General features: G+C 67.1%; 7 protein-coding genes and 1 pseudogene. 5 read left to right on the top strand and 3 right to left on the bottom strand.

The genetic code is table 11. The features are described from left to right. Positions 1 to 1,119 precede the first annotated feature (1,119 nt). Together STRTU_RS35840 and STRTU_RS35835 are read left to right on the top strand one after the other, a co-directional pair. Entirely contained in the window at positions 1,120 to 1,419 is a 300-nt protein-coding gene (locus STRTU_RS35840; RefSeq protein ID WP_269777052.1) for a hypothetical protein, read from the top strand. A 32-nt stretch (positions 1,420 to 1,451) separates the two neighbouring features. Continuing rightward, complete coding sequence (locus STRTU_RS35835) at positions 1,452 to 2,036, top strand: RNA polymerase sigma factor (protein ID WP_269777053.1); 585 nt, start codon at positions 1,452 to 1,454, stop codon at positions 2,034 to 2,036. A 2,150-nt stretch (positions 2,037 to 4,186) separates the two neighbouring features. Here the strand turns inward: STRTU_RS35835 and STRTU_RS35830 are convergent. Beyond that, a pseudogene (locus STRTU_RS35830) lies at positions 4,187 to 5,010 on the bottom strand (IS5 family transposase). Between the two features lie 646 nt (positions 5,011 to 5,656). Here STRTU_RS35830 and STRTU_RS35820 point away from each other — a divergent pair. From STRTU_RS35820 to STRTU_RS35810, 3 genes are all read left to right on the top strand, one after another. Then, a complete protein-coding gene (locus STRTU_RS35820) occupies positions 5,657 to 6,778 on the top strand; it encodes a hypothetical protein (protein WP_159747253.1) in 1,122 nt (373 codons plus the stop codon). Continuing rightward, complete coding sequence (locus tag STRTU_RS35815; RefSeq protein WP_159747252.1) at positions 6,742 to 7,905, top strand: hypothetical protein; 1,164 nt, start codon at positions 6,742 to 6,744, stop codon at positions 7,903 to 7,905. The genes STRTU_RS35820 and STRTU_RS35815 overlap by 37 nt, the downstream gene beginning before the upstream one ends. A gap of 90 nt (positions 7,906 to 7,995) precedes the next feature. Then, complete coding sequence (locus tag STRTU_RS35810) at positions 7,996 to 8,160, top strand: hypothetical protein (protein ID WP_159747251.1); 165 nt, start codon at positions 7,996 to 7,998, stop codon at positions 8,158 to 8,160. Positions 8,161 to 8,415: 255 nt separating this feature from the next. Here the strand turns inward: STRTU_RS35810 and STRTU_RS35805 are convergent, their stop codons facing one another. Both STRTU_RS35805 and STRTU_RS35800 read right to left on the bottom strand, forming a co-directional pair. Then, complete coding sequence (locus STRTU_RS35805; protein ID WP_174878989.1) at positions 8,416 to 8,949, bottom strand: AAA family ATPase; 534 nt, start codon at positions 8,947 to 8,949, stop codon at positions 8,416 to 8,418. A 216-nt stretch (positions 8,950 to 9,165) separates the two neighbouring features. After that, positions 9,166 to 13,425, bottom strand: a complete 4,260-nt coding sequence (locus STRTU_RS35800; RefSeq protein WP_159747249.1) for an nSTAND1 domain-containing NTPase — start codon at positions 13,423 to 13,425, stop codon at positions 9,166 to 9,168. Positions 13,426 to 13,430: the final 5 nt, after the last annotated feature.

Raw genomic sequence — 13,430 nt, 5'->3', positions numbered from 1 at the left:
GGGGGCGGGGGGCATAAATGCCCCTAAAGAAATTTCTGACGAAATTTTCACGCCCCGCAATTCGCCTGACGGCGAATTATCTGTGGTTTATGTCGGGCCGCTGACGCGGCCCTTGATTTTGCGTGTTGATTAGCCTGACGGCTAATCATTTCTTGTTTATGGTTTTTGAATTGGGGCGCCTGACGGCGCAATTATTTTCCTTCTTTAGTTGGCCGCTGACGCGGCATTTTATGTAACATTGAGGTTGCCTAACTCGGGTTCTTGGTGCAGGTATTGAGGGTGTCTCAGGTTAGCCGATCTGGCGATCGGTCGGGTATGGTTGTTGAGATCTGATTTCAGAGTACTGCTTTTTGTACCGTCCGGCTGGCGCCGTCCTCAATAATTGCGAGTCGTTTTCTTTTGGTGATGGCCGAACTTCTTTTATGGCTCGGGGGTAGCCTTTCTTCCGGAGCCTGACTATTTTCTGTTGTATGGGATTTGGGACAGGGGTGCCCCAAACTCGCAGGGTGCCGATCTGGCGATCGGCAGGTTGTTTATCCAGGGAGGCGTCGTGTTCTGTTGAGTGGAGCGTTCAGCTCGGGTGGTGGGTGTGACCGCGGACGGTCAGAGGGTGTTGGTGGGGAGCGATGTAGTGGGCATGGCTCGTATGAGTCGGGGGTCCCTGACGGGGCTACAGGTTTCGCTGCAGGGGGCACTGTTGCCTGGGAGCTGTAGTTCGGCCTCACCTGTCTCCTGACCACTGTGTGCCCTGTTGCTCTCTTGTGGGGTGGGCCGGGGTTGACGGTGCCTCTGTGCGGTTGGCTTGGCTCAGAGCCGGCATGCGGGTGTAGACATGGCGCTTGTGCGTCAAGGCCCCTGACGGGGCTTCAGGCTCTGCTGAAGCTGGCGGCCGACTAGTGGACTGTTGTTCAGCCGTAGGTCCCCTAGGGAGCGTCTCGTGGTGCTGACGGGCTCGTGAGTGAGTGGGGACGAGGGGGCTCCAGTGCGTTGCAGGGCTGGGGTGGTTGGTGTGGCTTCGAAGTTTTTTGGCTGGGCTGTTAAGAACTGGGGCGGCTGGGCCCTATAGGGGGTGAACGCGTTCTGTGATGCCCCTATCCAGCTCTCTGAGGTTCCCGACAGATGTCCTTCCTTGAGTACCTTCCGGCCGCGGTCTCCCTGGGGGTCGAGTTGTACGGCTCCTGGCACCGCCCCGGGTTCGTGCGGCTTCGCGAGCAGTTGCTCGGCCGTAAGCCGTCTGAGGCTGCCTGTGTCCTGTCTGACCCACCCGTGGTGGCGGCCAGTTCGGTGGCGGAGATCGTGCAGATTCTGCCGCCGGGCGCGGTCCTCTCCTACGAGGCCGCAGACGGTAGCCGGCTGATCGTTTGGTGGATCGAGCGTCGGCCCGCCGACGGTGGGACGGACGGCTACTGGCTGTGGTGAGCGGTTCGTCCCACCGGGCCGAGGGTGCTGACGTGTTCAGCGCCCTCGGCCCGGACGGCCAGACTCTGTACGTCACGATCCGGCGGAAGGTCCGCCGGCACCTGGTGGTCAAGTTTCCGCAGCTGAATGAGGCTGACGCCTTCGAGCTCACGGATGCGGCGATCTTGATCGCCTTCCGGAGCGGCATCGATCCGGAACGGCAGCCGGTCGCTTATGTGAAGAAGATCGCGGAACGTGAGGCGCTGGACCACATGGAGCGCCGTAAGCCGGAGCTCCTGGCCGGGGAGGTTCTCGATCTCCTGGATCCGCCGGCTCCCACCGATGCGGCGGTCGAGGGCCAGGAGGCGCAGAGTGCTGGGCGGGACAAGCGCGACGAGGAGATATGGGACCTCGTTGACCAGGCGACCGTGCAGATTGCGGCGCCGCAGTGTCGTGAGGTGCTCGCACGGCAGGGCCGTGGGGATGGCGACGACCAGATTGCTTCGGACCTGGGGATCAAGAAGAACGCGGTGTATCAGCAGCGCAGTCGCGGGGTTACGGCGTTACGGGCAGAGCTCACGGAATACGTCCGGCCAGGGCATATGAAGCCACCTCAGGCCCAACGTGGTGAGCGGTAGATGCGCGCCAAGGGACGCATGTGGAGGGTTCGTACGCTGGGAGGAGCGCGTATGGGAAATCAGGTCATGGCTTACAGGGAGCTGTCGGCCTGGCTGGCAGGGCCGACCGACTACTGGGATCGTCCGGACGGCGACTGGCCGTCCGGACGATCCCAGGGCTCGGCTGACGAGCCGGTGCCCAGGGAGCGCCAGAGGGCTAACACTGCCTATGTGATGGGGTCCCGCGCGTTGCGGCGGGGGGACCTGGCGCGCGCCTGGGAGTGGTTCGCCCTCGCTGGTGGCCAGGAGCATCCCGGCAGTGCGTTCCGGCTTGCTGTGTGGGTCCTGCGTCGTGCCGATGCGGCTGAGGAAGAGGCTGGGGGTGATCGCGTCTGGACGCGCGAGGTGGCGCAGGTGCTCGGTGTGCTCGTACGGGCGGCCCAGTGGGGTCATGGTGACGCGCGGCAGCTGCTGGATGGAGTCCTTCTCGGCTCCGTTGAGGGTTCCTTGCGGGGCACTGTGGAGTTGCTGTGCCCATCGGCCGAGGCTGCTGCCTCTGTCTTGGACACCGTCGTGCTGGCGGCCCAGGAGGATTACGAGCCGCAGGACGGGGAGTTCTTCCCGGAACTCATCGCCCGGCTCGCTCGGCTGCGGACTCATCTGCGGCCAAAGGCACCGAAGTTTCAGCCGCCGCGGCAACGACGTGGTGACGCAGCAGAGTCTTCGGCGGCCTGCCGGCCGTCGGAGGAGATGTTCGATTCGGCTGTTAAAAACGTAGCGGTCATGCTGTGGTCACTACGGGTTTCGCGGGCCCAATCAGATGCTTGGGGATCCGTGTTGTGGCCTCTGTCCTCTCCACGGGGTGAGCGCTTGGAGACGCTGAGGAGGTCGGAGCTTTTGCTGGACCTGTATGTGTCTCGGCGGGGCTGGGGACGCCAGGTTGGTAGGAGAATTCCCGACGTCCGGAGGGAAGAAAATCGCGGTACGTATCGAATGGACACGGGGATGCGGCTTGCTGCTGAATCGACTGTGCCGGATTCATTGGTGATGTGCTTGCCAGACTTGTGGTCAACGCAAAGGAATTCACCACCCGGCACCGCGTCAGGTTCTGCGCGGCTACCTTTTTCCGCAAGTGCGGGTACTCCGGGCAAGCGGACCATAATGTCGGAGCCTGGGAAGCTGTTTGACTTCGTCAGAGTGTTGTCTGCTGAAGCAGTCCAAGAGTGGCGGCAGGAAGCTCAGGCCACTGTGCTGGAGAGGCAGCCATCTTCCGGAATTCCGCGGCGGTGCCGTTGTCCCAAGTGCCGCAGGAAGGCCGCATATCCCCGCGAAGAATCCCGTGCGGTGCAGGCTGGCCGTAGGTGCATGGGAGCGCAGCAGCCTGCCGTGTTTGATGCTTTTACGCTTGCGGGGGCTACGGGCTTGGAGGCGCTGAATTATCCATCAGCAGCTCTTCGAGAGAGCGGCTTTCCCGAACGGGAAACAGTTGTTCAGATTGTTTCTCGGTGTGGTGGCGGCTGGTTGCTTTGCGGAAGAGTCGAGGAGGTGAGAGCTGTGCTTGCTGGGTTTCGGCAAACCATGCCCGGCTCTCGTTGGCTTCCTCCCACGCAGGTGCTGGAGTCTGCACATCTCCTCGGTCCTGCAGTGTCGTCAGACCGCTCTGGGGGGCCGCGTCCTACGTCGTTGGAGCTGATGATCAGCAGTTCGCAGTTCGCCACGGGCTGTGACAGCTGCTTGCCGTCTCCGGTTGGGCCTGGTGAGCTCGACTGGTCCAGGCGCCGACTTCCCGCTGCGGCCGACGACGTGATTCTTCATGCCGCTTGTCCGCAGTCGTCGGGGGTGGACGTGCCCTGGGCGTGGCCCCCTGCTCTGGTCGCTCACCTCGCTGAGTGGTGTGAGCAGGTGCGACGCTCGCAAGGTAACCCAGCTGCTTCGCGTAGTCCTGATGAGGTGTGCGAGGAGGGGTAGCTCATGGCGTGTGCAATGGGTCCGTGAGGATTCTTGGGGTCACAGTGGTAGGAATTTGCTGCACGCGTGGAAAGTCTGTCAGATTCTGTTCGGGAGAATGGGCATGGGCCAGTGGCATTCGTGCTGTGTGCTCGGCTGAATTATCGGAATATGCGTGACCACGAAGCGCCAGCTCAGCGCAGACCTAGGTTCTGTCTCCTTGGTCATCGTCGTGCCCAGATGGGGATGGCGGCGAGGTGGAGGGCGGCCTGGTAGGCGATGGCGAGTTTGTCGCATCGCATGGCCAGGCCGCGCCACTGCTTGAGGCGGTTGATGCACCGTTCGACGGTGTTGCGCTGCTTGTAGGCCTCTTGGTCGAAGACCGGGCCGACCTGGTCGGACGGCTGCGGAATGACCGCACGGATCCCTCGTCGCCGCAGGTGGGCTCGGATGGCGCGGGAGGAGTAGGCCCGGTCCGCGAGCACAGCCAATGGTCGGGTCCGGGGCCTGCCTGGGCCGCATCGTGGAACGCGGATGCGGGTCATGACGGCCTCGAAGGCCGGCGCGGTCACCGGCCTGGCCCGCGGTGGCGGTCAGGGACAGGGGCCGTGCGTGGCCGTCGGCGGCCAGGTGGACCTTGGTGCTCAAGCCGCCTCGTGAGCGTCCGAGCGCGTGTTCGGCTGGCTCACTGCGGCCTTCGGCCCCCTTTTGCGTGCTCCGGCAGCGTGTTGGTGGGCTCGGACGACTGTAGAGTCCACCGATACGGTCCAGCCGATGTCGTCATCGGCGTCCGCAGCCGCGAGGACGGCGGTCAGGATCTTCGGCCAGGTGCCGTTGACGGCCCATCTGATCAGCCGTTTGTGGGCGGTCTGGAACGGGCCGAGCTCGTCGGGCAGGTCTCGCCAGGGCGAATTGGTGCGGTACTTCCAGGCGATGGCCTCGAGGGTGCGGCGGTGTCGGCCCACCGCCTGCCGCGGACCGGATCGGCCGGCATCAGCGGCGCGATCCGGTCCCACATCGCATCAGTGATCGCTAATCGGACGGACACATCCGATCAACTGACCAACCCATCAAAGAGATAGGGCCTAGGTCCGCAGGCGTACCGGGGGGGAACTGTGTTGCCTAGGGGTCGTCCTGCACAGTGGCGTACGCCTGATGGTGGTGGTCCAGCTGTGGAGCGCGGAGGAGTGGGTGAGGAGGGGTGGAGCCTGTCGCAGAGGTGGAGAATCACGGTGCTGGTCGCCGCCGTGTTGGGGATCGTCTCGACTCCGGTGCTCTGGCTGCTTGATGGGCCGGATGCTGGGCAGTTGGTGGGGGCTTCGGTTCAGGCCGCGGCCGGCGTGGGCGCTTTGGTGTGGGCGTGGGTGCAGTCGGCCTCGCCATCGGCGGCCGGGGCTCGGGATGCGGTGGTGCGGACAGGACAGGCTGAGGCAAGCGGTGGGGTGGACGGCGCATACGGGAATTCGGCGGCCTGACGGCGCGGGCAGTCGGCCGGCCTACGCGGAGCAGACCGGGAACGCGACCGCTCGTGGCCAAGGCAGTAGCGCTGGCACCGGGATCGACTTGAGCCGCTAGCCCTCAATGTGACATGTGGAAGGCTCGATGAGCGATGAAGTGGCGTCGGGCGTGGCGGGCGCCCCGCTTCCTGGCCGGCGCTGGTGCTCGGGCTCGACCTGTCAGCGTGGATGCAAGCGGTGACGCTGTCGCCGCGGGCGGGGGCACAGCGGTCAGCGGCTATCGTCGATCCCGCCCCGGGGCAGCGCCGAGCGCTGCTGCGCTCCTATGGGGCGAACCTGGAGCAGCAGGAATTCGGGGAGGATCAGTACGCCGCGTTCGGCAGCGCCTTCGAGCTGGCTCTGGCGGCTCGCGTGGCCGGGCGGTTGCCCGAGTTCGCCGGACGCGGGCAGCTGCTGGATGCCTCTGTGCACGAGCAGTTGCAGGGCACTGCGCAGCCTACGGGGGTGCGGCAGGTGCTGCACCATTGGGCGCTGCTGATGGACCAGGACTTGACTGGGTGGTTGCCTCTGGGACAGGCCCAGCGCAGTGCCGCTCAGCTGCCGGTAGCCAGCGCCGCGGCTGAAGTGGTGGATCAGGCACTGGGATCGCCGCTGGTGCGGGTTCAAGGCCAGCGCCTTCAGTTCCGGCATGAGTGGTACACCCAGTTCCTGACCGCGGACGCGTTGGTGTGGCGGTGTACGGCTGCTCAGGAGCTGGCCGGCGAGCTTCGGCAGCCGCACCGCAGAGACTTGGCAGCGTGGGCTGTGCCGTTGCACAGCGATCCGGGCACCGTACGCGATCTGCTCCGGGAGCTGCCCGACGAAGAGTTCCTGATCGGCGCACTGTACGGGCGGCTGGGCCCGGTGGCCGATCAGGTGGCCTTGGCGGAGGGGAGGCGCTGCCTTGAGGAAGCCGTGACGGTTATGGCGGCCAGCCAGGTCGTGTGTGAGTCGGACTTCATGTACATGGTGGTGCCGGACAAGTCGTCGAGCAGGTACGAGCAGGCGGTGTTCCATGCGGTCGGCGCCACGGCCAGCGACGGGCGCCTTCTGGAACCGCTGGCCCAGCTCATGCGCCAGACTGACGAGGCGTTCCGGCGCGGCGCGAACCATGGCGCGGCAGGGTATCGCCACGCGGTACCGGCGCTGATCGCCGCTGCCCTCGCCGACGGGGTACGGGAGAGTTCCGAGCGGCTGCCGGCCTGCCGGATCACGCACGCGGCCCGGCTAGCCTGGTCGCGGCGCAGCCGCCACCAGCCGGCGACGGCGGCCAAGCTGAGCCAGTGGGGGCGTCCCTGGAGGCCAGAGACATCGGCCTAATGGTCCTGCTGTGCGCCCTGCTGCGGTATGCCAACGATGCTGAGGCGGCGGCGTTGGCGCCGAAAGTCTTCTCTCTGGCCTGGGCATCGGGTGCCTACCATCTGCGATTCGCTGCTCTCGGCATGCTTACCGGCATCCGCAGCACGGCCACCGCAGCCACCGCTGCTGCGGTGACCGAGCTTCTTGACGAGGTGCACACCGATGACCCTTTTGTGTCGACCGCGCTCGTCGACGCCCTTCACATCTACGGCAAGATCAGCTCGCCCTGCAACGTCCGTGACATCACCCAGGAGATCCGTCTCCTGCTCGCCGACCCGCAGCATCCCAACGCCCATGCTCGGGCAAAGGGCATCCTCGTGAGCCGGTTCGAGGATGTCATCGCCGCGCCTTTCACCGAGGCAGTTGAGGCTCTGGAGCCGGCGGAACGCATCGCGCTGACAGTCCTCGCCGTCCGCGAAGGGGACACCAGTTTCTTCACTGATGTCTTCTTGAAAGAGCTCATACGTTCCCAGGACCCGGCAGCGCTGCCGGCCTTCCGGTACTGGGCCTCCCATCTGGAGCTGCAGGACCCGTTTCGGCAAAGCGCCGTGGGCTGCCACCTCCTAGGCATCGAAGGCTGCGCAACCCGCCTCGCTGCCCCTCCCCCGCTGCTGGCCGACCATGCGGGGAAGGACGCCGACGCCTGGCGCTGCTACGGCCAGATCCTGTTCTGGCTCAGTCGCCCCGGTCCCAGCGGAGAGGAGCGAACTCTGCGCTGCGCACCACTGTGGGACGGTCTCACCACCCGCCTGCTCGACGCCGCCGTGGACCCCTTCCACCAGTTCCCATACGCAGCCCAGTTTGCCCAGGACATCCGCACCAGCGCGCTGGGCCGCATCGTGGACGCCTTCCCTTCCCAGACCCGCACCGTCCTGCACCACGCGCTGACCAGCCCCGAGCGCCTCACCTCACTCTTCTCGCTCCCCCTCCGCCAGGAGCGCGGTACCTTCGTGATGCGCCTCCTCGCCCGCAGCGGAGACCACTCCTCGTTGCCCCTGCTGAGGACGTACCTCAATCATCCGCTTCACAGCGCCGCCGCAGCCGACACCATCCGGGACCTCAACAACCGCATCGCCGAAAATAGGTGATGGGCCTACGCACTGTCCCGGCTGTCCTCGACTTCACGCGGCTGGGAGCTGGCCGATCTGGAACGGGCACGGGTTGTCCAGCGCGCTTCCATGGCCGACTACCTTGCGCAGCGTCGCGTACTGGCGGGGGAAGCAGAGGTCCCGCCCGCGACCGTCATGTCGGTGGCCGAGAAGCACTTCGTGACCGACATGGCCGCCTTCCGGCAGGAAAACGACCGGGCCCGGATGACCGTCGATCCGCTCCTGCGCCGCTAGGAGTACAACCCACTGCGCGGCAGACCCCTGGTCAAGGGGCCACGGCGCAGGGCTGGGTCTGGGGCAAGGTGGTGAGCGCCACTTGAGAACGAGGAAGAGCAGGACGCGCTGCGGGAGTTCGGCGTGGACGGGGCATGACGCCCGCAACGCTACGAGAGCCAGGGGCGCCACAGGGCGGATTCCAGGGTCGCGTGCTGCCGGCGGACGCCGGGTGCCGGCGGGTAACGGCTAAGGTCTGTCGCGACGGTGCTCCGGTCAGCGGTCCAGTGCGGGGAGGTGGGCCAGGCCGTTGTCGAGCATGATGCGGTCGGTGGTCTCGTGCAGGGCGCTGTCGGCGCCGATCACGGTCTCGATGCCATCGGGCAGCAGATCGCGCGGCCGGTACCAGTCGCGCAGTTGCGTCTCGTTGACGTCATCGGCGATCGGCTTGGTGGCATGCCGGGTGAGGGTTTCATCGAACGGCACGTCCAGGTAGTAGCCGTGGGTCGGGCCGCGGTGGTCGGCGCGCAGCTGGGCGAGCATGTCGCCGTAGCGGTCGGCGTAGAGGATGCCTTCGACCACGACGTGATAGCCGGCGTCCAGGGCGTAGCGGGCGGTCAGGTCGATCAGGCCGATGTTCGCGGCGCCGGGCCGGTCCCGCTCGCGGAGCACGATGCGGCGGAGGTTGTCCTGGCCGACCAGGGCCAGCCCGCGGCCGAACCTCTCGCGGAGGCCGGCCGCGACGGACGACTTGCCCGAGGCGCTGTTGCCGCGCAGTACGACCAGCCGGGTCTCTTCGGTGCCCACCATCACGGATTTCACGCTACCGACGGCCGGTGACAGCGCGAGGATCGCTCCGAGCGCCGTCGCGCTGTTGCCGATCTTGTACGCGGCGCCAGGGAGGTTTCCAGCGCGTCGGTGCCCCGCTTGAGCGATGCCGAGAGTGAGGTGGGTGTGCAGTCGGTGTACTCCGGGCCGGCGCCTGGGGGTTGTTGCCGTCGGCGGGCTCAACGGATCACGTCCGTGTCACGGTGCGCAAGGAGCCTCTGGTGGGGTTCCGGGTGGGAGGTGTTCGCGTTCCTCCTCGGTAAAGTCGCGGCCTGCGTTCTTGCACAGGTGGGTGAACCAGCTGTCGGGGCGGAGGTCGTAGGCGGTGAGCCAGCCCCTGTTCTCCACGGTCAGCTCGGTGCCTCGGAGGGCCGAGGTGGGAGAGGAGCCGCCTGGGATCGTGCCGATGCGGGTCCCGTCGTTGGCGTCCCACAGTTCGTAGACCCCTTCGCTCCCCTTCTGCGTGATCACCGTCCCGCTGTCCGTCACGGCGTTGACGTTTTCGGTGATCTCCGTCGTGATGGGTGTGCCCACGGTCGTGCCCTTGGCGACGTCCCAGCGGTGCAGCTTGCCGTCGGCGTGCTCCACGACCAGGTACCGGCCGCTTGGGGAGAAGGCCAGATTGCTGGCGTCGCTGTGGTCGATGCGCGGGCTGATCTTGTCGCCTTCCAGCACCTCTGTCCGCTTGCGGGTTCGGACGTCCCAGATCTGGATCCTGCCCCTGTCCTCGTCGTTGCTCGTTACCACGGCGACCTGATGAGGGTGGCCTGGGCGGCCGTGGAGCTGGCCCAGCGGAGAGGAATCGAGAACTGGTGAGCGGTCGACGGGCAGCGGTTCTCCTGTCTGTACCCCGCGCTCCGGGTCCACTTGAAGCAGGTTGGCGCCGTTGGTCAGCACGGTGACGTCGCCGTCGGGCAGGGGTGCGACCGCGCTGATCAGCCCCGGTTCCTGTGGTGTCTTCGGGCCCGCGTCCAAGGGGACATCGACGGGGTCGGAGAGCGTGTCGGGGTCGTACACGTACAGGTGTGAACCGCCCTCCTGCCAGAGCAGGAGTTGCTTGCCCCCGGCCGTCCACGCGAGGCTCCAGTGTCGGTCGAAGGTGACCTGGTGCGGGGGTTCGACGGTGGTGGAGCCGCCGTGTAGCAGGTCCACGACCTGCACCTTGTGGTTCGTCATCCACGCGACCAGGCGGCCGTCCTTCGCCCAGGCGTACTCGTTGATGAGCCCGGGTACCTTCGCGGGTCGGGGGGCGGGCCGGGCGTAGGCCACCACCAGGGCGTTTCCGACGGGGGACAGTACCATCGGGCCGCCCTTGTCGCGCCGGGCGACGGCGAGCATCGGATCCGAGTAGCCTGGTTCGTCATCCACCGGCAGGCGTGTCACATACGTGTCGTCCGTGCCCCACCTGCCGAGTGCGACATCGACGTAGCGGTCGTCGTCGGAGTTCTTGGTTTCGTAGCCGTATGCGGCAGTGGCATCGGTGGACGTCCAGTCGTCGCCTTTGGCCCGGAGCTTTCGCAGCGTGTGTCCCGTGCGCAGGTCGAGCAGCGCAGCTTTGCTTGGCGTCTTGAGGTCATGGGACGGGCTCGTCGTGACCATCACGGTGTCGGGGTCCTTCCCGAAAGCCACCTCCTGGCCACGCGCGGCCGATACCACTGTGGCGGCCACCGGCAGAGGCTTGAGGTCCCCCAGGTGCCATACATCGACGAGGGTCCGGGGCTTTGTGAGCTCGACGTCCGGAGCGTGGGTGTTGAGTGTCCGCATCAGACGGCTGCCGTCCGCGCTGAATTCCAGATCGCCCTTGACCTTGTCGCGCCTGTCGGTGAGTTCTCGTCCGAGCCGGGTCGGTTCGCTGCCCTTCCCGTCCAGCCGCCAGAGCCGCACTGTGCCGTCCGGCGTCGCCACTGCGTAGTGCCGCCCGTCGGGGCTGATTTCCCCGGTCTGTTCGGATTCGGGTACGCCGGGGAGGGTGTAGTGGCGGGGTTTGCCCTCAAGTACGCCGGTCACCACCGACACCTGGTGCGGGTCGTTTCCCGCCGGCTTGGAACGCACCACGAGGGTGCGGCCGTCGGGGGTCGCGGCCAGCTCTTGTACGCGGCCGCGCCACAGGCCGCTGTGGGCGCCGCGCAGGTACTGCGCCCGGACATACTGGTTGAGCAGTTCCTCCCGGGCCTGCGGTGTCCTGTCGGTGTGCCATGCGGCGAGCGCGAACTGCAGTGCCGTCCCCGGCGCCTCGGCCTGCCGGCTGCCGGACTCCTTCGCCAGTGCGCGGGACGCGAGGGTGCGCAGCTGGGCCTTGAGGTCCTGGCTGGTGTTGAAGGCGATCGTGCCCAGCGTTCCCGCCGCGAGCAGTAGGGCCATGAGCACCGCGCCGACCGCCCGCAGTCTGCGGACCGTCCGCTGCTCGTACCGGTGGCCGGCTTCGATGTAGGCGCGCTCGTCTGCGGTCATATCTTCTGGCCGCAGCTGAAGCCACTCCGCCCCTTCGGCGAGGGTCTTGCCCCGTTGCAGGGCCTCTGGTTCCTTGTCCTTCCCCTCCCAGCGTGCCATGTCCGTGCGGAGTTGCTCTTGCCACACCCGGAACTTCCTGCTGTCGTCCAACCAGCGGCGCAGCCTGGGCCAAAGCCGCGTGAGGGCCTCATGCGTGAGTTCGGCGATCTCCGCACCCGTGGTCGTGTGGTCAATGACCACGAGCTTGCCCCGGGCGAGGCGGCGGGCAAGGGCCACCGCTGCGGGGTCGAGCTGGGTGAGCGGGGTGGCGCGGCGGGTGTAGCCGCCCCGGTCGTCAGGGCGGGCCAGTTGAAGGAACAGCCTGCGTGCCACGGTTTCTTCGGATTCAGGTACGTGCGTGCGGTAGGTGTGGTCCGCGTAGCCCGCCAGAGTTCCGGCGACGCCGCCGAGTTCGTCGTACGCCGTGTGGGTGAGCATGGAGCGTTCGCGCCGCTCCCACAGCCGGGTGAGCGTGAATTCCACCAGCGGCATCCGTCCGGGCTGGTCCGCCGCGTCCTCGACGATGCGGGTGGCCAGCCCGGGCTCCAGCCACAGCCCCGGTACGGCCGCGACCGGGCCGGTGATGGCACGGTGCAGGTCGTCGGCGTCGAGCGGGGCGAGGAGGAAGACGGCATCGCTGAGCGCGCCGGACGTCCTCGACGTCACCAGGTCGCCGAGGGATTCCTCGCGTGCGGTGGCTACGACCCGCAGGCCGCGTCCGCCCGCCGAACGCGGTGAGCCCGCCAGCTCGGCAAGGAGCCCGAGCAGGGTGCGCGCCGCGGTCGGCTCGGCGCCGGCGTACTCCTCCAGTTGATCGACGACGAGCAGGTGGCCGCCGGCGCCGGCCCGCTTTTGGAGCGAGTCCCGCAAGCCGGCTACGGCTTGCGGGACGCGGCTGGGAGGTGGTCGGGTGTATGTGCGGGCGGCGTCAACGGGCTCTGCCTCGCCCAGCGGGTCTTCGTCCCCAGGTTCTTCGCCGCTCGGCTCGCCTCCTGATCCGTCCCTGAGCAGCCGTGCCAGTGTCTCTGCCTTGCTCAGGCGGTCGATCTCCCCAGCGCCCGGCTCCAATGCGGGGACGAGCACATGAGCCAGCACTGTCTCTGGCCTGTCCCCAGGTACGGGGCGCAGTACGGACACGCCCATGCCGTCCGCCCGAAGCAGGGGCAGCAGACCGGAGCGGATCAGCGACGACTTGCCGCACCCGGAAGGTCCGACCACCACCGTCAGGGGGCGCTGGGCAATCGACTCGGCCAGCCGCCCGGCATCGTCCTCGCGTCCGTGGAAGAACTCGGAGTCCTCCTCCTCGAACACCTCAAGGCCGCGGAACGGGCACGTCGGGCGCAGTACCTCCTCGTCCACAAGCGAGGCGGACGGCACGAGGAACGCGGTCCCAGCCAGGGCCCCGTGCCCGGCCGCGACGGTCAGCCCGACGACTCCGCCCTGCTCGTCGTCCCACACCGCGGCCCCGCTGTAGCCATTGGTGATCGGACGGCTGCCGGGGGCGGCGTCCATTTGTACCCAGCCTGTGCCCTGGACGCTCCGCAACGTGCCGGTCGCCCACACCCCGTGGTCGCCACCGTCCGGGAAGCCATAGGCTCGGAAGGAGTGTCCCCACACGGACGCGCCGTCCACGAGCGCCACAGGGTGCGCGTTGGGTACCCGTCGGTCGAGGCGCAGCAGGGCTACGTCGCCGCTGTCGTCCCTCTGGAGGGGCTTCCAGGAGACGACCCGGGCCCGCACGGTGGGGACGTCTTGGTCGGCGTCGCGCAGCAGCGGGAACTCGACCGGTACGGCTGCGGAGGGGGCTGTATCGGTATCCCGCGGGAGCCCCAACGCGTCCGCGACCACGTGTGCGCAGGTGCATATGACTTCGGGTGTTACGAGGAAGCCTGCTCCCACGACCGCGTCGCCGTCCCGGATCCGGACGAGGCCTGACTCCAGTGCGCTTTCACCCCGTAACGCAGCCATGTCGA

It is taken from the genome of Streptomyces tubercidicus, from assembly GCF_027497495.1.
Classification (GTDB): Bacteria; Actinomycetota; Actinomycetes; order Streptomycetales; family Streptomycetaceae; genus Streptomyces; species Streptomyces tubercidicus.
This window is presented reverse-complemented; position numbering and strand designations above follow the sequence as displayed.

Bases quoted from the DNA above. Each gene is read 5' to 3' on its own strand.
- STRTU_RS35840 (WP_269777052.1), top strand. From the start codon at position 1,120: ATGTCCTTCCTTGAGTACCTTCCGGCCGCGGTCTCCCTGGGGGTCGAG.
- STRTU_RS35810 (WP_159747251.1), top strand. From the start codon at position 7,996: ATGGCCGACTACCTTGCGCAGCGTCGCGTACTGGCGGGGGAAGCAGAG.
- STRTU_RS35805 (WP_174878989.1), bottom strand. From the start codon at position 8,949: ATGGTGGGCACCGAAGAGACCCGGCTGGTCGTACTGCGCGGCAACAGC.
- STRTU_RS35800 (WP_159747249.1), bottom strand. From the start codon at position 13,425: ATGGCTGCGTTACGGGGTGAAAGCGCACTGGAGTCAGGCCTCGTCCGG.